The following is a 19,826-nucleotide window of genomic DNA, read 5'->3' as shown; positions in this document are numbered from 1 at the left end:
TCCCGGAACAACCCCCCCTGTTCCGGGACGGCCGGCTTTCGTTGTGGCGCTGCTGTCGCTGTGCGCCTTCGCGCTGGTCACCTGGCAGGTCGCGGTACGCGGCCCGCTCGCCGGGCTGGACGAGCGCGCCGGGCGCGCGCTGGCCGGACGGGGCCCCGCGTGGCTCACCGAGCTCGGCGCCGACCTCGGCCATCTGCACGTCGCCCTTCCGGTGCTGGCCGCCGCCATGGGCTACGCCGTGTGGCGCGGGCGGTGGCGGGCCGCGCTGTGCGCGGGCGCGGCCATGGCGCTCGTACCGGCCCTGGTGGTGCCGCTGAAGCTGCTGCTGGACCGGCCGGGCCCGTTCACCGGGGCGACCGGCTACTACCCGTCCGGGCACACCGCGACGGCGCTGGTGGCGTACGGGGCGGCGGCGCTGCTGACGCGCCCGCGCGCGCTGGCGCCCGTCGCCGCGGTGCTGACGGCGGCGACGGGCGCGGGCCTGGTGCTGCGCGGCTACCACTGGCCGCTGGACGTGGTGGGCAGCGTGCTGCTGTTCGGGGCGGGTTTCGCGGGGGTCAGCGCCAGGGGTAGGCGTCGAAGTTCCGGGAGAACTCCCAGCCGTTGAAGCGGTCCCAGTTGATGGACCAGGTCATCAGGCCGCGCAGGGCCGGCCAGGCGCCGTGGGGGCGGTAGGTGCCGCAGTCGGTGTTCTTCGTCAGGCAGTTGAGGGCCTTGGCGACCTCGGCGGGCGGGGTGTGGCCGTTGCCCGCGTTCGGGGAGGCGGGCAGGCCGATGGCGACCTGCTCGGGGCGCAGGGCCGGGAAGAAGCGGCCGGTGTCGCCCGCGACGGGGAAGCCGGTGAGCAGCATGTCGGTCATGGCGATGTGGAAGTCGGCGCTCCCCATGTGGTGGTACTGGTTGTCCAGGCCCATGATCGGGCCGGAGTTGTAGTCCTGGACGTGCAGCAGCGTGAGGTCGTCGCGCAGGGCGTGGATGACCGGCAGGTAGGCGCCGGCGCGCGGGTCCTGGCCGCCCCAGGGGCCGGAGCCGTAGAACTGGTAGCCGAGCTGCACGAAGAACGTCTCGGGCGCCATGGTGAGGACGAAGCCGTCGCCGTACTTGGCCTTCAGCGTCTTCAGGGCGGAGATCAGGTGGACGATGACCGGGGTCGTGGGGTTGCGGAAGTCGGTGTCCCCGGTGTTGAGGGACAGCGAGTGGCCCTCGAAGTCGATGTCGAGGCCGTCGAGTCCGTACTCGTCGATGATCTTCGATACGGAGGAGACGAACGCGTCGCGGGCGGCGGTCGTGGCGAGCTGGACCTGGCCGTTCTGGCCGCCGATGGAGATCAGGACCTTCTTGCCCGCGGCCTGCTTGGCCTTGATGGCGGCCTTGAACTCCTCGGGTGTCTCGACGTTCGGGCACTCGCTGCGGGGGCAGAGGGCGAAGCGGATGTCGCCTGAGGTGACGGAGGTCGGCTCGCCGAAGGCCAGGTTGATCACGTCCCAGGAGTCCGGCACGTCCGCCATGCGGGTGTAGCCGGAGCCGTTGGCGAAGCTCGCGTGGAGGTAGCCGACCAGGGCGTGGGCGGGCAGCTGCGGGCCGGGGCCCGGCGTGCCGGCCTTCGCGGTGCGCGCGGTGACCACCGGCGACCGGGGCGACTCGCCGGCGCTGTTGGCGGCGGTGACCTGGAAGCCGTACGAGGTGTCGGCGGCGAGGCCGGTGACGGTGGCCGACGTGCCGGTGGCGGTGAGCGCCTTCACGCCGTCGCGGTACACGGTGTAGCCGGTCGCGCCGCTGACGGGCCGCCAGGTGAGCGGCACGCTGGACGAGGTGGGTGTGCCCGCGGTCAGGCCCGCGGGCGCGGCCGGGACGGTGACCGGGTCGCCGCCGGGGCCGGTGAGCGACAGGTCGTCGGCGTGGTAGGCGGCGGTGCCGTACCAGCCGTGGGTGTACACGGTGACCGAGGTGGTGGCGGGGCCGGTGCGGAAGGTCGTGGTGAGCTTCTGCCAGTCGGCCGCGGAGGGCGTCCAGGTGTACGTGTCGGTGGTGCCGGTGCCGGTCGCGCCGAGGTACGCGTAGCCGCCGCGCACCCAGCCGCTGAGCGTGTACGCCGAGTCGGGGCGTACGGCGACGGTCTGGGAGCAGCGGGCGTTGTCGCCGCCCGTCGGGGTGGCCTTCAGGGCGCCGGTGCCGCCGTGCACGGGACTGGTGACGGCGGCTCCGCTGCCCGCCGTGCACGTCCACCCGTCGAGGCCCGACTCGAAGCCGCCGTTGCGGAGGAGCTCCGGGTCGGCGGCCGTCACGCGGGCGGCGGGGGCGTTCTGGAGGAGGGCGGCGGTCCGGGCGGGGACGTCCCGGCCGGCGGAGGGGGCCGTGTGGTGCGGGCGGGCCTCGGCGGTCTGCGTGGCGGCGGCGAGGCCGCCCGCCGCGAGGACGGCCGCGAGCACGGCGGCGAGAGGTCTGGTGCGACGGGTGCGGTCCACAACTGCCTCCGGGTGTGGGGGTGTACGTGCGGCGCGCACAACATGGTCCAGACCAATCCGGTTGTCAAGACCTCCCGTCTCCGCCGCCGCGGGCCGCCAGGCACCCGGCCGCCTCGTGCATCGCCAGTTCCAGCAGCACGGGGTCGGTGAGCGTGCCCGCCCCGTCGGGCAGCACCAGCCAGCGCACCGCTCCCGACGTGCGTCCGGGATACGGCACCACGATCCAGGTGCCGCCGCCCGCGCCGCGCATGCCCGTGCCCACCCAGCGGGCGGCCGTGCCGACGGGGACGAAGAAGCCCATCCGCGCGTCGCCGAAGTCGCACAGGACCGGCCCCGGGCGGTCGACGAGCCGCTGGAGCACGTCCAGCGTCGGGTAGCCGAGGCGCGCCGGGAGGATGAGCACGTCCCAGCGGCGCCCGGCGGGCAGGAGCGTGACGCCGTTGGGGTCGCGCTCCCACTCCCAGCGGGCCCCCTCCGGGTCGGGCGCCACCGACACCAGCCACTCCACGGCCGCCCGGGCCCCCGCCGCACCGCCCCTCCCCGAAGGCCCCGTGGGTCCCATGGGCTCCGAAGGCCCGGAAGGCCCCGTGGGTCCCGTGGGCCCGGAAGCCCCCGAAGGCGCCGCGTCGTCGGGCGTCGCCGGCCGCCCCGTCGTCCCGGTTGTCTCCCGCGTGCCCGGCGTCTCCGTACCCGTCATGTGCCACAGCCTCCATGTCCGTGTGTGACCGCCCTTGCCGGGCGGTGCCTTCACACGGGAGAGGCCGATGTGCGGGGTTCATGACGCGGGTTCGGCGCCCCGGAAGGAGCGGACCGGCGCGCGGCAGGGGCGCGCACCAGCGAGAACGCCCCGGCCGCACGCCCCGCGCTCCCCGGCGGGGGGTCCTGATCCGGCGCTAGCTGTCGAAGCCGAGGCCCAGCCGATCCAGGGCCCGCAGCCACAGGTTGCGGCGGCCGCCGTTGGCGTCGGCGCGGGCCAGGGACCACTTGGTCACGCCGATGCCCGCCCAGGCGAACGGCTCGGGCGGGAACGGCAGCGGCTTGGTGCGCACCATCTCCAGCTCCGTGCGCTCGGTCCGCTCCCCCGCCAGCAGATCCAGCATCACCTCCGCGCCGAACCGGGAGGCCCCCACGCCGAGACCGGTGTACCCGGCGGCGTACGCGACCCTGCCCCGGTGCGCCGTGCCGAAGAAGGGCGAGAAGCGGGAGCAGGTGTCGATGGCGCCGCCCCAGGCGTGGGTGAACCGGACGCCCTCCAGTTGCGGGAAGCAGCGGAAGAAGTGCTCGGCGAGGGTCAGGTACGTCTCGGGCCGCTGCTCCAGCTCCGCGCGGACGCGGCCGCCGAACGGGTAGATCGCGTCGTAGCCGCCCCACAGGACGCGGTTGTCGGCGCTGAGCCGGAAGTAGTGGAACTGGTTGGCGCTGTCGCCGAGGCCCTGGCGGTTCTTCCAGCCGATGGAGGCGAGCTGGTCGGCGCCGAGCGGCTCGGTCATCAGGGCGTAGTCGTAGACGGGGACGGTGTAGGGGCGGGCGCGCCGGACGAGGGACGGGAAGACGTTGGTGCCGAGGGCCACCCGCCGCGCGAGGACCCGGCCGTACGGGGTGCGTACGGCGAGGGCGGCGCCGGACGGGGCGAGGTCGAGGCCGCGGGTGTTCTCGTACATCCGCACGCCCGCGTCGAGGCAGGCGCGCTTGAGGCCCCAGGCGAGCTTCGCGGGGTGGAGGAGGGCGACCGAGCGCCGGTCCCAGAGGCCGCCCAGGAAGGTGGGCGAGTCGACCTGGGCGCGGACGGCGTCCCGGTCGAGGAGTTCCAGTCCCTCGTCGAGGCCGAGGCGCCGGGCCTCCTCGTACAGGTCGCGCAGTTCGTCCAGCTGGTGGGCCTGGGTGGCGACGTCGATCTCGCCGGTGCGCTCGAAGTCGCAGTCGATGCCGTAGGAGGCGACGGTCCGCTCGATGGCGTCGAGGTTGCGCAGGCCGAGCTCGTGGAGCCGGGGCAGTTCGGCGGGCCAGCGGGCGAGGCCGTTGCCGAGGCCGTGGGTGAGGGAGGCGGCGCAGAAGCCGCCGTTGCGGCCGGAGGCGGCCCAGCCCGCCTCCCGGCCTTCGATGAGCACGACGTCCCGCCCGGGGTCGCGCTCCTTGGCGAGGAGCGCGGTCCACAGTCCGCTGTAGCCGCCGCCGACGACGAGGAGGTCACAGTGCTCGGTGGCGGTGAGGGCGGGGAGGGGGGAGGGCCTGCCGGGGTCTTCCAGCCAGAAGGGCACGGGCTGGGCGTAGGTGAGTGATGGTGCAGCGGTTCGCCTGGCGACTGGGGCCATGGCTTCCAACTCCCTCGGGTTCTAGTGGGGTGTGTCCGTTCGCTTGCGCCGGGCGGCGAGGAGCTGTCCGGCGACGACGGCCAGGACGGCCAGGACGAACATCGCCGTGCCGACGACGTTGATCTGTACGGGGGTGCCGCGCTGGGCGGAGCCCCAGACGAACATGGGGAAGGTGACGGTCGATCCGGCGGTGAAGTTGGTGATGATGAAGTCGTCGAACGACAGGGCGAAGGCGAGCAGCGCGCCCGCGGCGATGCCCGGCGCCGCGATCGGCAGGGTGACCCTCAGGAAGGTCTGGACGGGCCCGGCGTACAGGTCCCGGGCGGCTTCCTCCAGGCGCGGGTCCATGGACAGCACCCGCGCCTTGACGGCGACGACGACGAAGCTGAGGCAGAACATGACGTGGGCGATCAGGACCGTCCAGAAGCCCAGCTCGGCGCCCATGTTGAGGAACAGGGTGAGCAGCGAGGCGGCCATCACCACCTCCGGCATGGACAGCGGCAGGAAGATCAGCGCGTTGACGGCGCCGCGTGCCCGGAAGCGGTAGCGGACCAGCGCGAAGGCGATCATCGTGCCGAGCACCGTCGCGCCGAGCGTCGCCCAGGCGGCGAGCTGGAGCGACAGGGTGAGCGCCCCGCACAGGTCGGGCACGCCGCAGGGGTCCTTCCAGGCGTCGGCCGAGAACCGCTGCCAGGTGTAGTTGAAGCGGCCCTTGGGCTCGTTGAAGGAGAAGACGAGCACGACGACGTTGGGCAGCAGGAGGTAGGCGAGCGTGAGCAGGCCCGCGACGACCACCAGGTTGCGCCGTATCCAGCGCATCGGCTGACGCGACATCAGACCAGGTCCTCCGTTCCGGCGCGGCGGATGTAGACGGTGACCGTGATCAGCACGACGGCCATCAGGAGGAAGGACAGCGCGGCCGCCGTCGGGTAGTCCAGCACCCGCAGGAACTGGCTCTGGATGACGTTTCCGATCATCTTCGTGTCGGTCGATCCGAGGAGTTCGGCGTTGACGTAGTCGCCGCTCGCGGGGATGAAGGTGAGCAGCGTGCCGGAGACGACGCCCGGCATGGACAGCGGGAGGGTCACCTTGCGGAAGGTGGTGGCGGGAGAGGCGTAGAGGTCCCGGGCCGCCTCGTGCAGCCGCCCGTCGATCCGCTCCAGGGAGGTGTAGAGCGGCAGGATCATGAACGGCAGGAAGTTGTACGTCAGTCCGCAGACGACCGCGAGCGGTGTGGCCAGCACCCGGTCGCCCTCCGTCCAGCCGAGCCGGCTGGTGACGTCCAGGACGTGCAGGGCGTCGAGGGCTCCGACGACGGCGCCGCCGTCCGCGAGGATCGTCTTCCAGGCCAGCGTGCGGATGAGGAAGCTGGTGAAGAACGGCGCGATGACGAGGACGAGCAGGACGTGCCGCCACCGCCCGGCGCGGAAGGCGATGAGGTACGCGAGCGGGTAGCCGAGCAGCAGGCACAGCAGCGTCGCCGTCCCGGCGTACAGCAGCGACTTCAGGAACTGCGGGTGGTACTCGCGCAGCGCCTCCCAGTACGTCGGGAAGTGCCAGGTGACCCTGAAGCCCTCCTCCAGGGAGCCGGTCTGCACGGAGGTGGACGCCTGGTAGACCATCGGCAGCAGGAAGAAGACCAGCAGCCACAGCACTCCGGGCAGCAGCAGCCAGTACGGGACGAGCCGCCGGCGCGCGGAGCGGCGCCGCACGGCGGGCGCGGCCGGGGCCGCCGGAGCGGGCGGCCCGGCGGCGGCCGGGGTGTCGGCGGCGGCGGTCACGCGGCGTCCTCCACCGTCTCGACCCCGGCCTCCGCGTCCTGCGCGGCGTCGAGGCCGAAGGTGTGCGCCGGGTTCCAGTGGAGGACGACCTCGGCGCCGGGGACGAGGCGCCCGTCGCGCTCGATGTTCTGCTCGTACACCTTCAGGCCGGTGCTCGCGGGGCCGTCGACGGTGTACTCGGTGGACACGCCGATGAACGACGTGGCGGCGATGCGGCCGGCGACCCGGTTGCGGCCGGCGGGGATCGCGTCCGCGTCGTCGGCGTGCGCGAGCGTGATCTTCTCCGGCCGGATGCCGACGAGGAGCCGCTCACCGGCGCGGGCGGGCGTGGCGCAGCGCTCGGCGGGCAGCCGCAGCGGGCCGTCGCCCGCGGTGACGACGACGTCGGTGCCCGTCTCGGTGACGCGGGCCTCGATGAGGTTGGAGGTGCCGAGGAAGTTGGCGACGAAGGTGGTGCGCGGGTTGTCGTACAGGTCGGCGGGGGCGCCCAGTTGCTCGACGCGGCCGGCGTTCATCACGGCGACCGTGTCGGCCATGGTCATGGCCTCCTCCTGGTCGTGGGTGACGTGCACGAAGGTGATGCCGACCTCGGTCTGGATGCGCTTGAGCTCCAGCTGCATCTGGCGGCGCAGCTTCAGGTCCAGCGCGCCGAGCGGCTCGTCCAGGAGGAGGACGCGCGGGTGGTTGATGAGGGCGCGGGCGACGGCGACGCGCTGCTGCTGGCCGCCGGACAGCTGGTGCGGGCGGTGCCGGGCCTTGTCCCCGAGCTGCACCAGGTCGAGCATCGCGTCGACCTGGCGCTTGACGGACTTGACGCCGCGGCGGCGCAGCCCGAAGGCGACGTTCTCGTGGACGTCGAGGTGCGGGAAGAGGGCGTACGACTGGAAGACGGTGTTGACCGGGCGCTTGTGCGGGGGGAGGTCGGTGACGTCGCGGTCGCCGAGCAGGACACTGCCGGTGGTGGGTTCCTCCAGGCCGGCGATCATGCGCAGGGTGGTGGTCTTGCCGCAGCCGGAGGCGCCCAGCAGGGCGAAGAAGGAGCCCTCGGGGACGGTCAGGTCGAGCGGGTGGACGGCCGTGAAGGAGCCGTAGGTCTTGCTGATCCCGGCGAGGCGGACGTCGCCGCCGGTGTGGGTGTCGGTCATGGGTGTGGGTCCCAGGGGGTCGATGCGGATCGGGACGGGGGGGAGACGGGCGGGAGGGCGGCCGCGGCGGGGGCCGGCCGCGGCGGGGGCGGGCGGGGGCCGGGCGGGGGCCGGCTCAGGCGCCGATGAGCTTGGCGAACTTCTCCTCGAACGCCGTCTCCTCCTCGCCGCTCAGGGACCGGAAGGCGTGCGACTTCGCGGCCATGGCCCGGTCAGGGAGGATCAGCGTGTTCGCCGCCATCGCCGGGTCGATGCGGGCGAGTTCCTCCCGTACGCCGTCCACGGGGCAGACGTAGTTGATGTACGCGGCGAGCCGGGCGGCGACCGGAGGCTCGTAGTAGTAGTCGATCAGCCGCTCGGCGTTGGCCTTGTGCCGCGCTCCCGCCGGGACGAGGAGGTTGTCGGTGGAGGTGAGGTATCCGGCGGCAGGGATGGCGAACTTGATGTCCGGGTTGTCGGCCTGGAGCTGGATGAGGTCCCCGGCCCAGGCGAGGCACGCCGCGATGTCGCCCTTGCTCAGGTCGGCGGTGTAGTCGTTGCCGGTGAAGCGGCGGATCTGCTTGGTCTCGACGCCCTTGCGGAGCCTGCCGATCGCCGCGTCGTAGTCGGCGGCGGTGACCTTGCCGGGGTCCTTGCCCATGTCGAGGAGGGTCATGCCGACCGTGTCGCGCATCTCGGAGAGGAACGCGACGCGGCCCTTCAGCTTCGGGTCGTCCAGGAGCTGCGTGACGGAGTCGACGCGCCGTCCGCCGGTCGCCTTGGCGTTGTAGGCGATGACGGTGGAGATCCCGGTCCAGGGGTACGAGTGGGCCCGGCCGGGGTCCCAGTCGGGGCGGCGGAACTGCGGGGCGAGGTTGGCGTACGCGTGGGGGAGGTTCGCCGGGTCGAGCCTCTGCGCCCAGCCGAGGCGGATGATGCGGGCGGCGAGCCAGTCGGTGACGCAGATCAGGTCGCGGCCGGTGTCCTGGCCCGCGGCGAGCTGCGGCTTGATCTTGCCGAAGAACTCGACGTTGTCGTTGATGTCCTCGGTGTAGGCGACGGCGATCCCGGTGCGGCGGGTGAACGCCTCCAGCGTCGGGCGGCGCTTCTCGTCGTCGCTGACGTCGATGTACTGCGTCCAGTTGGAGAACGCGAGCCGCTTCTCCTTCGCCGAGTGGTCGGTGGCCGCCGGGCCCTGGCCCTCCCGCTTGGCGGGCGGGATGCCGCAACCGCCGAGCCCGAGGGCGCCGCCGAGGGCGAGGGCGCCGACGCCCGAGGCGCGCAGCAGGGAGCGGCGGGTGAGGGCTCCCCTGCCGTTCGTCAGGCTGCGCCGCATCGCGGCGAGTTGTGCCGCGGAGAGGCGGTCGGGCTCGTACTGCTCCATGCGCTGTGCCTTTCGGGAAGGGTCGGGCCGCCGTCCGGGCGGCGGGCGGGCTGCGGGCTGCGGGTCCCCGGGGGTCGTGCGGCGCCGGTCCTTCCCGGCGTCCGCGGTGCGGTCGTCCACGGTGTGTGTGACCTGCGCGTACTCCTCGAAGGAGTAGGTTGGCATGTCCGTGCGGAAGCCCGGCGCGCGGTGGGCCGGTAGGCGGGCGCGGCAGGGCGCCGTACCGCGTCGGCGGCGGTGCGGAAGTGCTCGTCCATGGAGGCTCTCCCGTCGTCGCGGCGTCAGGTGGGTGCCGATCCTGACAGAGAGGCATGCGCCCAACAAGGGATTCCGTTGTTGCCTTTTGATTACGCGACGGATTCGGTCGGCCCTCGGGGGCGCTGCCCGGGGAAATCCCGTACGCGGTCCCGGCGGTGGCTGAAATGCTGGCCGCATGGAACGACGAGAGGCGCTGATCAAGCAGGTCGGCAGGGGCGAACGGGTCAAGTACCTGCACTTCTGGGGACACCGGCCGCGCCCCGACGGACGGATCGGGGCGAGCTGCCTGAGCCAGTGGTGGCCGTCGCCGTTCACCGTGGACGGCGTCCGGTACGCGACGGCGGAGCACTGGATGATGGCCGCCAAGGCGCGGCTGTTCGGCGACGCGGAGGCGGAGCGCCGGGCCGTCGAGGCGCCCGGCCCGGCGCAGGCGAAGCGGGTGGGGCGGCTGGTACGCGGCTTCGACGACGCCGTCTGGGAGCGCGAGCGGTACGGGATCGTGGTGGCCGGCAGCCTCCACAAGTTCGAGCAGAACCCGGAGCTCGGCGGCTTTCTGCTGGGCACAGGCAGGCGGGTGCTGGTGGAGGCCAGCCCCGTGGACCGCGTCTGGGGCATCGGCCTCGCCGCCGACGACGAACGGGCGCAGGACCCGGCGCGCTGGCGGGGGCTCAACCTGCTCGGCTTCGCCCTGATGGACGCCCGCGAGGAGCTGCGCGGCGGATAGGTCGCGCATGGCCTGCCGGTGCGGCGCCGGGGGACCGCGCGGCCGGCGCCGGTCGGCTTCGGGTACGCGCCGGGGGCCGCGCGCCGGTCCCGCGCGGTGGCGCGCCGCGGCCCGGCGCGCGAAGGACGTGCCGGGCCGGGAGGTGAAGCCCCGCGGATCAGGCGCTGGACGCCAGGCCGAGGAAGCTGGCGAAGGCCACCAGCAGGATCACCGGGATCAGGACGGCCGCGATGATGCCGGTGACCAGGCCCGCCGTGGCGGCGCCCTTGTTCGTGGCCTCGCCCCGGTTCGCCTTGCCGCGGCCGACCGCGCCGAAGATGATCGCCAGGATGCCCAGGATCACGCCGAGGAACCAGAGGACCCCGGTGACTGCGCAGACGGTGCCGATGATGCCGAGCACCAGTCCCGCGGTGCCCATGCCGTTGCTGGGCTGCTGCGCGACGGGGACGCCGTAGGCGGGCGCGGGCTGCCCGTACGGCGAGGGCTGGGGGGCCTGCGGGTAGCCGGCCGGCGGAGGGCCGGCGGGTGCCGGGTAGCCGTACCCGGGCTGCGGCGGCTGGCCCGCCCCGTACGGGTTGGGCTGCCCGTAGCCGCCGGGCTGCTGCTGGTACGGATCGGACATGAGTGGTCTCCCCTCCACGGATGCGTCGGCCCATCGTATGGCCCGACGATCAGCGGGGTGCGCCGCTTCAGGAGTCCGTGATCACCAGGGAGGTGGCGTAGGGGTCGTCGTAGTCGTGGTCGCCGATCTTCTCGTCGTTCTGCGCCTGGACTATCGCCCAGATCAGGAGGCCGAGGACCAGCGCGCCGAGCGCGATGCCGACCGCTCCCATGACGATGCCGGCCGTGGCCATGGCGCCGTTGTTCGCCTCGCCCCGCTGGACGCGCTTGCGCGCGATGATGCCGAAGACCAGGGCGATGATGCCGAGGATGATGCCGAGCCCGTACAGCCAGCACATCACCAGCGAGATGATGCCGACGACCATCGCGGCGATGCCGAGGCCGTTCGCCGGGGCGGCTCCCCACGGGCCGCCCGCGCCGTACGTCCCGTACGCGCCGGGGTAGCCGCCCGGGTAGCCGTAGCCGCCGACCGGGGCGCCCGCCGCGGGGGTGGCCGGCGCCGGGTAGCCGTACGGGCCGGGCGCGGGCTGCGCGGGGCCGCCGGGCGCGACCGGCGGCGGAGGCAGCTGGTCGCCGGCCGGGGAGCCGAACCCGCCGGTGGGCATCGACGTCACCGTCGGCTGATCATGCGGCCCCGAAGGCGGCGCGCCGCTCTTGCCGAGGCCGACCCCCGGCGACTGGGCCGGCCGGCTCTCCGGCGGCGCCCAGGGATCGTTCCGGTCGGTGTTCTCTGGCATGGCCCTCCCCCATCGTGTCCGGCCATGCTAACGACCCCCCTACGATGAGCGGTGACCAGGGACGGCTCACCCGCACGGAGGAACCCGATGACCGATCTGCGCCCCTTCATCGCGGGCCTGCCCAAGGCGGAGCTGCACGTCCACCACGTCGGCTCGGCATCGCCCCGCATCGTCGCGGAGCTGGCGGCCCGCCACCCCGACTCGAAGGTGCCCACGGACCCCGAGGCGCTGGTGGACTACTTCACCTTCACCGACTTCGCGCACTTCATCGAGGTCTACCTGTCGGTCGTCGACCTGGTCCGCACCCCCGAGGACGTGCGGCTGCTGACGTACGAGGTCGCGCGGGACATGGCGCGGCAGAACATCCGGTACGCGGAGCTGACGATCACGCCGTTCAGCTCGACGCGGCGCGGGATCGACGAGAAGGCGTTCATGGCGGCCATCGAGGACGCCCGTACCGCCGCCGAGACCGAGCTGGGCGTGATCCTGCGCTGGTGCTTCGACATCCCTGGCGAGGCCGGGCTGGAGGCTGCGGAGGAGACCGCGCGGCTCGCCGTGGACCTGCGGCCGGAGGGGCTGGTGTCGTTCGGCCTGGGCGGACCGGAGATCGGGGTGCCGCGCCCGCAGTTCAAGCCGTACTTCGACCGGGCCATCGCCGCCGGTCTGCACTCGGTGCCGCACGCGGGCGAGACGACCGGGCCGCAGACGATCTGGGACGCGCTGCACGAGCTGCGCGCCGAGCGCATCGGCCACGGCACGAGCGCCCCGCAGGACCCCGCGCTCCTCGCGTACCTCGCCGAGCACCGCATCCCGCTGGAGGTGTGCCCCACCTCCAACATCGCCACCCGCGCGGTCACCGACATCGACCGGCACCCGATCCGGGAGATGGTCGCCGCCGGTGTGCTCGTCACCGTCAACTCCGACGACCCGCCGATGTTCGGCACGGACCTGAACACCGAGTACGAGGTCGCCGCCCGCCTCCTGGAGCTGGACGAGCGCGGGGTGGCCGCGCTCGCCAGGAACGCCGTCGAGGCGTCGTTCCTGGACCCGGCGGGCAAGGACCGGATCGCGCGGGAGATCGACGCGTACACGGAGCAGTGGCTCGCCCCCTGAACCGCGGCCGCTGCCGGTGACCGGGGGCGACGCGGGGCCGGGCGCCCGCGCGGCGCGGGGTCCGGGGTGCCGGGCGCTCGCGCGGTGAGCGGGCGCCAGGGTGCCGGGCGCTCGCGCGGTGAGCGGGCCCGCGCGGAGAATGGTCGTATGCGCACCCTCACCGTCGTGGGACACCGGGGCGACCCCTACCGGGTCCGTGAGAACACGGTCGCGTCGATCCGTTCGGCGCTGGCCCGCGGGGCGGACGCCGTGGAGATCGACGTCCGGCTGACCTGGGACGGGGTCCCGGTGCTCCTCCACGACGACACGCTGCGGCGGCTGTGGCACATCGACCGGCCGCTCGCCGCGCTGAGCTTCGCCGAGGTGCGCGAGCTGACCGGCCCGGAGGGCGTACCGACGCTGCACGAGGCGCTGGCCGCGGCCGCCCCGCACCGGGTGATGATCGACCTGCCGGGCGCCACCGAGGAGTCCGTGCGCGCCGTCGTCGGCGCCGTCCACGAGTGCGACGCGGAGGACCGGGTCTACTACTGCTCCAGCGCGCCCGCGATGCTGCTGGTCCGCGCCGCCGACCCGGCCGCCGAGCTGGCCCTGACGTGGACGACGCTCGCTCCGGCCCGCCCGGCGCTGCTGGACGCGCTGTCGCCGCGCTGGCTCAACTACCGCTTCGGGCTGGTCAGCAAGGCGCTGGCGGACCGGGTCCACCGGGACGGGCTGCTCGTCTCCTGCTGGACGGCCGACACCCGCAGGTCCATGCGTAAGCTGATCGCCAACGGGGTGGACTCCATCACCACCAACCGTGTGGACACGCTCAACGCCGTACTGACGGGAGCCCGTTCGTGACGTCCGACCCCTCCGCCGGGCCGCCCCGGCCCGGCGCCGAGGCCCGCACGCCTTGACCGGCATACGACTGCCGCGCCTCCGAACCGGAGCGCGCGGGGCCGGCGGGGGCGCTCGGGGGGTTCGCGCGCGCCCGTTCCTCGTCGACCTGGGGATCACGCTGCTGGTGCAGGCGGCGGTCACCATGCCGTTCGTGGTGCCGCGCGCCCCGAGCCTGCCCGAGGCGACCTGGACGGCGTACGGGCTGACGACGCTTTCGGTGCTGCCGCTGCTGTGGCGTCGGCGCGCGCCGGTCGCCGTGCTGCTCGCGGTGCTGGCGGCGGGCGGCCTGTACCGGTTCGCGGTGGACGGGCCCGGCCAGCCGCTGCCGTACCAGGGGCTCGTGGCGTTCTACACGGTGGCCGTGGCGTCCCCTCCCGTGAAGCGGTTCGCCGTCACGGCGCTCACCTTCGCGGTCATCTTCCCGTCGGTCGCCTACAACACCGGCGAGGCGCGGGAGCTGCTGTTCACGCTGTTCGTGTTCGGTGCCGCGTACGCCTTCGGACGGCTGACGGACACGCGGCAGCGGTACACGGCGGCGATGGAGGACCGTGCGGCGCAGCTGGAGCGCGCCAACCGGATCGAGGCCGAGCAGGCGGCCGCGCGCGAACGGGCCCGCATCGCGCGGGAGATGCACGACATCCTGTCGCACGCGGTGAGCCTGATGGTGGTGCAGGCGGAGGCGGGCCCGGTCGCCGTGCGGACGGCGCCGGAGCGGGCGGAGGCGGCGTTCGACGCGATCTCGGAGACCGGCCGGGAGGCGATGCGCCAGCTGCGCGGCATCCTCGGCGTGCTGCGCGAGGACCCGGACGGCCCGCGCGGCGACGCGCCCCGGTCTCCGCAGCCGGGCACGGCGGAACTCCCGGCGCTGCTGGAGCGGGTGCGCGGCAGCGGTCTGCGCGTCGTCCACGAGGTGGTCGGGCCGGCCGGGCCGGTGCCGGACGCGATCGGGGCGACGGTGTACCGGGTGGTGCAGGAGGCGCTGACGAACACGGTCCGCCACGCGGGCGCCACCGCGGCGACCGTGCGCCTGGAGTACGCGCCCGACGCGCTGCGGGTCACGGTGGTGGACGACGGGCGCGGGCCCGCCGGGCCGTACGGGGAGGCGGGGACGCATGGGAAGGGGCACGGGCTGATGGGGGTACGGGAGCGGGTCGCCGCGCACGGCGGTTCGGCGCACACGGGGGCGGGGCCCGGCGGCCGCGGCTTTCGCGTCGCGGTGCGGCTGCCGCTGACCGGGGCGGGCGACGGCACGGGCACCGCGGCACCGGTCGTGGACGGCGCGGCGCCGGTCGTGGACGGCGCGGCGGTGGGGCGGTGACCGTCCGGGTGGTCGTCGCGGACGACCAGGAGCTGGTGCGCAGCGGCTTCGCGATGATCCTTGACGCGCAGCCGGACATCGAGGTCGTCGCCGAGGCGGGGGACGGGGCGCGGGCCGTCGCCGCGGTGCGGGAGCACGCGCCGGACGTGGCGCTGCTCGACGTCCGCATGCCGGTCATGGACGGGATCGACGCGTGCCGGGAGATCACCTCGGGGACGGCGTGCCGCACGGTGATGCTGACGACGTTCGACTCCGACGCGTATGTGTACGAGGCCCTGCACGCGGGCGCGAGCGGCTTCCTGCTGAAGGACGTGCGCCGCGACGACCTGGTGCACGCCGTGCGGGTGGTGGCGCGCGGCGACTCGCTGGTCGCCCCGTCCGTGGCCCGGCGGCTGATCGAGGAGTACACGAGGCGGCCGGCCCGGCCGGTGGCGGTGTCGGAGCGGCTCGACGTGCTCACCGGCCGGGAGCGCGAGACGCTGCTGCTGCTCGCCCGCGGCCTGTCGAACGCCGAGATCGCCGCGGCACTCGTCGTCAGCGAGCACACGGTGAAGACGCATGTGGGCAACGTCCTGGCCAAGCTGGGCCTGCGGGACCGCATCCAGGCGGTGATCTGGGCGTACGAGACGGGTCTGGTGACGGCGAGCGCTCCCCCGGCCGGGGGATCCGGCGCCGCGGCGGCTCCCCCGCGCGGCTGAGGAGGCGGCCGGGCGAAGACCCCCCGTGACGGCGATCCGCCGCGGGCGCGGCGTCACGAGGATGGTTCCCGTCCACCACGACGGTCCCTCCCCGAGGAGTCCACCTTGACCAGCCGCATCCGGGCGCTGCTCGCCGCCGCCCTCGTCCTGGGGGTGACGGCCGGGCCGGCCCCCGCCGCCCCCGCCGGGCTCGCCGGGCTCGCCCCCGCCGCCGCGACGGCCGCCGCTGCCCCGGAGCCCGCCGCACCCGCCCCGTACGGCGCCCCGGACGCGGGCAGGCTGCGGGCCGCGCTCGACGGGCTGCCCGGCACCCACGCGACCGCCGCCCTCGTCCGCGTCGGCGGCACGGGCGGCGCGTGGCACGGCAGCGCGGGCGTCCACGACCTGCGCAGCGGCCGCCCGGCCGATCCGCACGGCCGGTTCCGGGCCGGGTCGGTGACGAAGGTGTTCACGGCGGCGACCGTGCTGCAGCTGGCCGCCGAGGCCCGGGTGGAGCTGCACCGGCCCGTACGGCACTACCTCCCCGACCTGATCCCGGCCTCGTACGCCGGGGTCACCGTGCGCCAGCTGCTCGACCACACCCACGGGATGCCGAACGCCGACTTCCCCGGCGACGACGTCCACGACTGGTACGCCCACCGCTTCGACGTGCACGACCCGCGCGCCGTGGTCGCGTCGGCGACGGCCAAGCCGCCCGTGGCGCCGCCGGGGACGGCGCAGCGGTACGGCAACATCGGGTACACGGTGGCCGGTCTGCTCGTCGAGCGGGTCACGGGCGACACGTACGAGAACCAGGTGACCCGGCGCGTGCTGCGACCGCTGGGGCTGCGGGACACGTATCTGCCCGGCACGTCACCGCGCATCCGGGGCCCGCACAACCGGGGCTACCAGGTGTTCCCGCTGCCCGACGGGACGACCGAACTGCGCGACGCCACCGTGTGGGGCGTGACGGACGGCTGGGCCGCGGGCGACCTGGTGTCCACGACGGCCGACCTGGAGCGGTTCACCGTCGCCCTGTTCCGGGGGCGGGTCGTGCCGGAGCCGTATCTGCGGGAGATGTTCACGCCGCCCGCCAAGCTGCCGGACGCGCCGCTGACGGCCGGGCTCCAGCGGTACGGGCTGCCCGATGGGCGGGTGCTGTGGCTCAAGACGGGCGGGCGCTGGGGGTACAACACGATCGTCGCGGCCACCGAGGACCTGTCCCGCACCCTGGTCTACTCGGTCAACTCCACCGACGCCAAGGGCCGGGACGCCAACCCGGTGACCGAGCGGATCATACGGGCAGCGTTCGACGCACCGTCGTGACCGGTTCCGTCAGGGCCTCCAGCCGCTTGATGTGGCGGCGCACGGCCAGCAGCGGGATCACCCCGAACACCCCGAACGACATGTCGATCACCGACCACCAGAAGGGGATGCCGCGGATCGGACCGCAGATCAGGGCGAGCGGGATGATCCCGGCGCAGGCGATGACACCGAAGTCGACGACCCAGATGTTGCGTACCGGGTCGCGGTACGGGCCGTAGAAGGCGACCGCGATGACCAGGTGCGCGAAGGCCAGCCAGTCGGTGCCGTACAGCAGGAACGGGTACCGCGCGTCGGCGGTGTCCAGGCCCTCGCGCACTCGCGCGACCCACTCCAGGAGGCCGGGGAAGGCGTCGGCGACGGGCGACGCCCACCCGGTCAGCGCCTCGTGGGCGAGGCGCAGTTCGGTCACGAGCGGGAAAGCGGTGACCCCGCTCAGCACCAGGCAGACGATGAAGAACACCAGCCACACACGGATCCGCCTCAGAAGGGCGCTCTGCTCGCTCATGCCCGCAGCGTACGCCCGCCTTTACACCGGTTTTACCGGCCCCCGGTGATCTTCCGCGCGACCGCGTGGGAGAGGATGGTGGCGCCTCCGGCCAGCGCCAGGCCGGCCACCGCGTCGCGCGCCCGCGCGGGCCGCAGCACCCCGGCGCGCCGCAGCCGCCCGCGCGCCCACAGGGTGAACGGCACCACGACGAGGGGCGAGGTCGCGGAGCCGGGCGTGTAGCCCCGTACGGCGGCGGCCTGGGCCAGGTGGACCAGCCCGTGCAGGCCGAAGCCGGTGAGCGCCCCCTGGTAGAAGCCGGACCGGCCCCCGGTGCGGGCGCCCGCCACGGCCGCCGCGCCGACGATCGCGCCCATCACCGCGACGGCCGCCCGGAACTCCCGGTCGTCCACCCCTTCCACGGCCTTCCACACCCGGTCGGGCACGCCGGGGAAGCGCTCGCGCAGCTCGGGCAGGTGTTCCCGCAGCCACCGGGGCCCGAAGGCCACCTCCTCGGCGTCGTGGATCGCCCAGGCGGCCAACAGCCCGTAGGTGACGGCGCGTTGCACGTCGTTGTCGCTCATGGGCGCATTGTCGTCCCGCCAGTCAGCGCCTGCGGCACGGCGCGGCCCGCGCGCCCCGGTGGCGTTCCTCACAGGCGGGCGGGCGGCTCAGGCCCGCAGGTAGGCGAGGACCGCGAGGACCCTGCGGTGGGTCTCCTCCGCAGGGGGGAGATCCAGCTTGGCGAGGATGCCGCCGATGTGCTTGCCGACGGCGGCCTCGGAGACGACGAGTTCGCGGGCGATGGCGCTGTTGGACCGGCCCTCGGCGATCAGGGCCAGCACCTCCCGCTCGCGCGGGGTGAGGCGCTCCAGCGGGTCGCGGCGGCGGCGCAGCAGCTGCCGTACGACCTCCGGGTCGACGACCGTGCCGCCGTCCGCGACGTCGCCGAGGGCCCGGACGAACTCCTCGACCTGGCCGACGCGGTCCTTCAGCAGATAGCCGACGCCCGACCCGTCGCCGGAGTCCAGCAGCTCGGCGGCGTAGGCCCGTTGGACGTACTGGCTGAGGACCAGCACCGGCAGCGCGGGGCGCCGCTCGCGCAGCCGGACCGCCGCGTGCAGGCCCTCGTCCTGGAAGCCGGGCGGCATCCGCACGTCCGTCACGACGATGTCGGGCCGCTGTTCCTCGACGGCGGCCATCAGGGCACCGGCGTCGCCGACGGCGGCGACGACCTGGTGGCCGCAGCGCTCCAGCAGGGCGGTCAGCCCGTCCCTCAGCAGCACGCTGTCCTCGGCAAGCACTACGCGGAGCGCTCGGTCCACTCGCAAGGGATCTCCACACACAGCAGGGTCGGCCCGCCCGGCGGGCTGGACAGGGAGAGTGTGCCATCGAGGACGGACACGCGGTCGGCGAGACCGGTCAGTCCGCTGCCCGCCGCGGCGTCGGCGCCGCCCCGGCCGTCGTCGCGTATCCGCAGGCGCAGCCGGCCGTCGCGGTGCCCGCCGGTGATCTCCGCGCGGCTCGCGCCGCTGTGCCGCGCCACGTTGGCGAGCGCCTCGCACACGACGAAGTACGCCGCTGCCTCCACCGCCTGCGGCAGCCGCCCGGGCAGGTCGAGGTGTACGTCGACGGGGACGGCGGAGCGGTCGGCGGCGTCGGTGACGGCGGCCTCCAGGCCGTAGTCGGCGAGGACCTTGGGGTGGATGCCGTGGATCAGCTCCCGCAGTTCGGCGAGGGCCTCGCCCGCCTCCCGGTGCGCTTGGGCGAGCTGGTCGGCGAGCGGCCCGGGCGGGGCGTCCAGGCGGGCGAGGCCGAGGGTCATCGTCAGGGCGACCAGCCGCTGCTGCGCCCCGTCGTGCAGATCGCGCTCGATGCGGCGCCGCTCCGCCTCGAAGGCGTCCACCAACCGCACGCGGGAGCGGGCCAGTTCGACGACCGCGGCGTCCGGGTCGCCGGCGCGCGGGGCGATCAGCAGCCGTGTCAGCGCGGCGCGGGCACCGGCCACGGCCCCCAGCGCGTACGCGCCCGCGGCCAGCAGCACCACGCCGAGGACGGCGACGCCGATCGCGCCCGGCCAGGTGGTGACCGTCCACTGCTTGAGCACCTTCGCCTCCTCGCCGTCCCCGACGGTTGCCATCAGCAGCGGCGTGGCGACCAGGGACAGCGGCCCGAGCAGGGCGACGGCGAGCGCCAGGACGTCGACCGGCCACAGCAGCCCGGCGAACAGCAGGGCGTGGCCGAGCTCCCGCCAGGTGGCGCCCTCCCGCAGCCGGACCGCCAGCCAGGCCCGCGGCCCTGCGGCCGTGACGCGCGCGTGCGGGTCCGGCGCCGGGTCCAGGTCGACCAGCCGCAGCCGGTGCCGCTCCGCCCACGCCACCGGAAGGCCCGCGAGGGCGGTGAGCAGGAGCAGCGGCAGGCCCACGAGGACGACGGCGAGCAGCCCGCCGGCCACGGCGGCGCTCACGATCCCCACCAGGACGACCGGCCCGCCGACCGCCCCGGTGAGCAGGTAGGCGGCCGAGCGCCACGGCCACGAGGAGCGGAGGAAGCGGCGCCCGGCCATGGCCTGCCACACGGTTCGAGGGTGCATGCCGGTCACCGTAGGACCTCGGCGCGGGCA

At 74.3% G+C, this 19,826-nt stretch carries 20 protein-coding genes; 7 read left to right on the top strand and 13 right to left on the bottom strand.

Annotated elements, in window-relative coordinates; genetic code table 11:
* Positions 1–43 precede the first annotated feature (43 nt).
* A complete protein-coding gene (locus tag ACSUPT_RS22045) occupies positions 44–607 on the top strand; it encodes a phosphatase PAP2 family protein (RefSeq protein WP_436945344.1) in 564 nt (187 codons plus the stop codon).
* Here ACSUPT_RS22045 and ACSUPT_RS22040 read toward each other — a convergent pair.
* The 7 genes from ACSUPT_RS22040 to ACSUPT_RS22010 form a co-directional block, all read right to left on the bottom strand.
* Positions 558–2,465: a chitinase gene (locus ACSUPT_RS22040; protein WP_403502950.1), complete on the bottom strand. Its 1,908-nt coding sequence runs from the start codon at positions 2,463–2,465 to the stop codon at positions 558–560. The genes ACSUPT_RS22045 and ACSUPT_RS22040 overlap by 50 nt on opposite strands.
* A 64-nt stretch (positions 2,466–2,529) precedes the next feature.
* The gene (locus tag ACSUPT_RS22035) at positions 2,530–3,027 is read right to left on the bottom strand and encodes a hypothetical protein (RefSeq protein ID WP_403502947.1); all 498 of its coding nucleotides are present in this window, start codon (positions 3,025–3,027) and stop codon (positions 2,530–2,532) included.
* Between the two features lie 331 nt (positions 3,028–3,358).
* Entirely contained in the window at positions 3,359–4,777 is a 1,419-nt protein-coding gene (locus ACSUPT_RS22030) for an NAD(P)/FAD-dependent oxidoreductase (RefSeq protein ID WP_361655874.1), read from the bottom strand.
* A 21-nt stretch (positions 4,778–4,798) separates the two neighbouring features.
* The gene (locus ACSUPT_RS22025; protein ID WP_399219694.1) at positions 4,799–5,596 is read right to left on the bottom strand and encodes an ABC transporter permease; all 798 of its coding nucleotides are present in this window, start codon (positions 5,594–5,596) and stop codon (positions 4,799–4,801) included.
* A gap of 14 nt (positions 5,597–5,610) precedes the next feature.
* A complete protein-coding gene (locus ACSUPT_RS22020) occupies positions 5,611–6,558 on the bottom strand; it encodes an ABC transporter permease (protein ID WP_361655877.1) in 948 nt (315 codons plus the stop codon).
* Positions 6,555–7,703 carry an ABC transporter ATP-binding protein gene (locus ACSUPT_RS22015; RefSeq protein ID WP_436945343.1) on the bottom strand — a complete coding sequence of 383 codons (1,149 nt, stop codon included), beginning with the start codon at positions 7,701–7,703 and terminating at the stop codon, positions 6,555–6,557. The genes ACSUPT_RS22020 and ACSUPT_RS22015 overlap by 4 nt, the downstream gene beginning before the upstream one ends.
* Positions 7,704–7,818: 115 nt before the next feature.
* Complete coding sequence (locus tag ACSUPT_RS22010; RefSeq protein ID WP_365727731.1) at positions 7,819–9,066, bottom strand: spermidine/putrescine ABC transporter substrate-binding protein; 1,248 nt, start codon at positions 9,064–9,066, stop codon at positions 7,819–7,821.
* A 433-nt stretch (positions 9,067–9,499) separates the two neighbouring features.
* Here ACSUPT_RS22010 and ACSUPT_RS22005 point away from each other — a divergent pair, with 433 nt between their 5' ends.
* A complete protein-coding gene (locus tag ACSUPT_RS22005; RefSeq protein ID WP_436945342.1) occupies positions 9,500–10,048 on the top strand; it encodes an NADAR family protein in 549 nt (182 codons plus the stop codon).
* Positions 10,049–10,205: 157 nt separating this feature from the next.
* Here the strand turns inward: ACSUPT_RS22005 and ACSUPT_RS22000 are convergent, their stop codons facing one another.
* Positions 10,206–10,670 carry a DUF4190 domain-containing protein gene (locus tag ACSUPT_RS22000; protein WP_351966304.1) on the bottom strand — a complete coding sequence of 155 codons (465 nt, stop codon included), beginning with the start codon at positions 10,668–10,670 and terminating at the stop codon, positions 10,206–10,208.
* A 67-nt stretch (positions 10,671–10,737) separates the two neighbouring features.
* Positions 10,738–11,406, bottom strand: a complete 669-nt coding sequence (locus tag ACSUPT_RS21995; RefSeq protein WP_351966305.1) for a DUF4190 domain-containing protein — start codon at positions 11,404–11,406, stop codon at positions 10,738–10,740.
* Between the two features lie 87 nt (positions 11,407–11,493).
* Between ACSUPT_RS21995 and ACSUPT_RS21990 the strand changes: the two genes are divergently transcribed.
* The 5 genes from ACSUPT_RS21990 (at position 11,494) to ACSUPT_RS21970 (ending at position 16,719) form a co-directional block, all read left to right on the top strand.
* A complete protein-coding gene (locus ACSUPT_RS21990) occupies positions 11,494–12,519 on the top strand; it encodes an adenosine deaminase (RefSeq protein ID WP_351966306.1) in 1,026 nt (341 codons plus the stop codon).
* 147 nt (positions 12,520–12,666) lie between these two features.
* Complete coding sequence (locus ACSUPT_RS21985) at positions 12,667–13,359, top strand: glycerophosphodiester phosphodiesterase (protein WP_351966307.1); 693 nt, start codon at positions 12,667–12,669, stop codon at positions 13,357–13,359.
* Between the two features lie 67 nt (positions 13,360–13,426).
* On the top strand, positions 13,427–14,716 hold the full coding sequence (locus ACSUPT_RS21980) for a sensor histidine kinase (RefSeq protein ID WP_436946250.1): 1,290 nt from the start codon (positions 13,427–13,429) through the stop codon (positions 14,714–14,716).
* Positions 14,713–15,414, top strand: a complete 702-nt coding sequence (locus ACSUPT_RS21975) for a response regulator (RefSeq protein WP_436945341.1) — start codon at positions 14,713–14,715, stop codon at positions 15,412–15,414. The genes ACSUPT_RS21980 and ACSUPT_RS21975 overlap by 4 nt, the downstream gene beginning before the upstream one ends.
* Before the next feature lie 105 nt (positions 15,415–15,519).
* Positions 15,520–16,719 (top strand): serine hydrolase domain-containing protein, encoded by a 1,200-nt coding sequence (locus ACSUPT_RS21970; protein ID WP_436945340.1) that lies wholly within the window; start codon positions 15,520–15,522, stop codon positions 16,717–16,719.
* Here ACSUPT_RS21970 and ACSUPT_RS21965 read toward each other — a convergent pair.
* From ACSUPT_RS21965 to ACSUPT_RS21950, 4 genes are all read right to left on the bottom strand, one after another.
* Entirely contained in the window at positions 16,688–17,224 is a 537-nt protein-coding gene (locus ACSUPT_RS21965) for a hypothetical protein (protein ID WP_404149148.1), read from the bottom strand. The genes ACSUPT_RS21970 and ACSUPT_RS21965 overlap by 32 nt on opposite strands.
* 32 nt (positions 17,225–17,256) lie before the next feature.
* The gene (locus ACSUPT_RS21960) at positions 17,257–17,787 is read right to left on the bottom strand and encodes an HXXEE domain-containing protein (protein WP_399219659.1); all 531 of its coding nucleotides are present in this window, start codon (positions 17,785–17,787) and stop codon (positions 17,257–17,259) included.
* An 87-nt stretch (positions 17,788–17,874) separates the two neighbouring features.
* A complete protein-coding gene (locus tag ACSUPT_RS21955) occupies positions 17,875–18,507 on the bottom strand; it encodes a response regulator transcription factor (protein ID WP_351966312.1) in 633 nt (210 codons plus the stop codon).
* Positions 18,507–19,796 (bottom strand): sensor histidine kinase, encoded by a 1,290-nt coding sequence (locus ACSUPT_RS21950; RefSeq protein ID WP_436945339.1) that lies wholly within the window; start codon positions 19,794–19,796, stop codon positions 18,507–18,509. The genes ACSUPT_RS21955 and ACSUPT_RS21950 overlap by 1 nt, the downstream gene beginning before the upstream one ends.
* Between the last annotated feature and the right edge of the window lie 30 nt (positions 19,797–19,826).

The sequence above is a fragment of the Streptomyces sp. SudanB25_2051 genome (genome assembly GCF_964272635.1).
Classification (GTDB): domain Bacteria; phylum Actinomycetota; class Actinomycetes; order Streptomycetales; family Streptomycetaceae; genus Streptomyces.
Note: the sequence above shows the minus strand (reverse complement) of the source record. Positions and strands in the feature narration are given on the sequence as shown.

Bases quoted from the DNA above. Each gene is read 5' to 3' on its own strand.
- ACSUPT_RS22035 (WP_403502947.1), bottom strand. From the start codon at position 3,027: ATGGGACCCACGGGGCCTTCGGGGAGGGGCGGTGCGGCGGGGGCCCGG.
- ACSUPT_RS22030 (WP_361655874.1), bottom strand. From the start codon at position 4,777: ATGGCCCCAGTCGCCAGGCGAACCGCTGCACCATCACTCACCTACGCC.
- ACSUPT_RS22025 (WP_399219694.1), bottom strand. From the start codon at position 5,596: ATGCGCTGGATACGGCGCAACCTGGTGGTCGTCGCGGGCCTGCTCACG.
- ACSUPT_RS22015 (WP_436945343.1), bottom strand. From the start codon at position 7,703: ATGACCGACACCCACACCGGCGGCGACGTCCGCCTCGCCGGGATCAGC.
- ACSUPT_RS22010 (WP_365727731.1), bottom strand. From the start codon at position 9,066: ATGGAGCAGTACGAGCCCGACCGCCTCTCCGCGGCACAACTCGCCGCG.
- ACSUPT_RS22005 (WP_436945342.1), top strand. From the start codon at position 9,500: ATGGAACGACGAGAGGCGCTGATCAAGCAGGTCGGCAGGGGCGAACGG.
- ACSUPT_RS22000 (WP_351966304.1), bottom strand. From the start codon at position 10,670: ATGTCCGATCCGTACCAGCAGCAGCCCGGCGGCTACGGGCAGCCCAAC.
- ACSUPT_RS21995 (WP_351966305.1), bottom strand. From the start codon at position 11,406: ATGCCAGAGAACACCGACCGGAACGATCCCTGGGCGCCGCCGGAGAGC.
- ACSUPT_RS21990 (WP_351966306.1), top strand. From the start codon at position 11,494: ATGACCGATCTGCGCCCCTTCATCGCGGGCCTGCCCAAGGCGGAGCTG.
- ACSUPT_RS21985 (WP_351966307.1), top strand. From the start codon at position 12,667: ATGCGCACCCTCACCGTCGTGGGACACCGGGGCGACCCCTACCGGGTC.
- ACSUPT_RS21965 (WP_404149148.1), bottom strand. From the start codon at position 17,224: ATGAGCGAGCAGAGCGCCCTTCTGAGGCGGATCCGTGTGTGGCTGGTG.
- ACSUPT_RS21960 (WP_399219659.1), bottom strand. From the start codon at position 17,787: ATGAGCGACAACGACGTGCAACGCGCCGTCACCTACGGGCTGTTGGCC.
- ACSUPT_RS21950 (WP_436945339.1), bottom strand. From the start codon at position 19,796: ATGCACCCTCGAACCGTGTGGCAGGCCATGGCCGGGCGCCGCTTCCTC.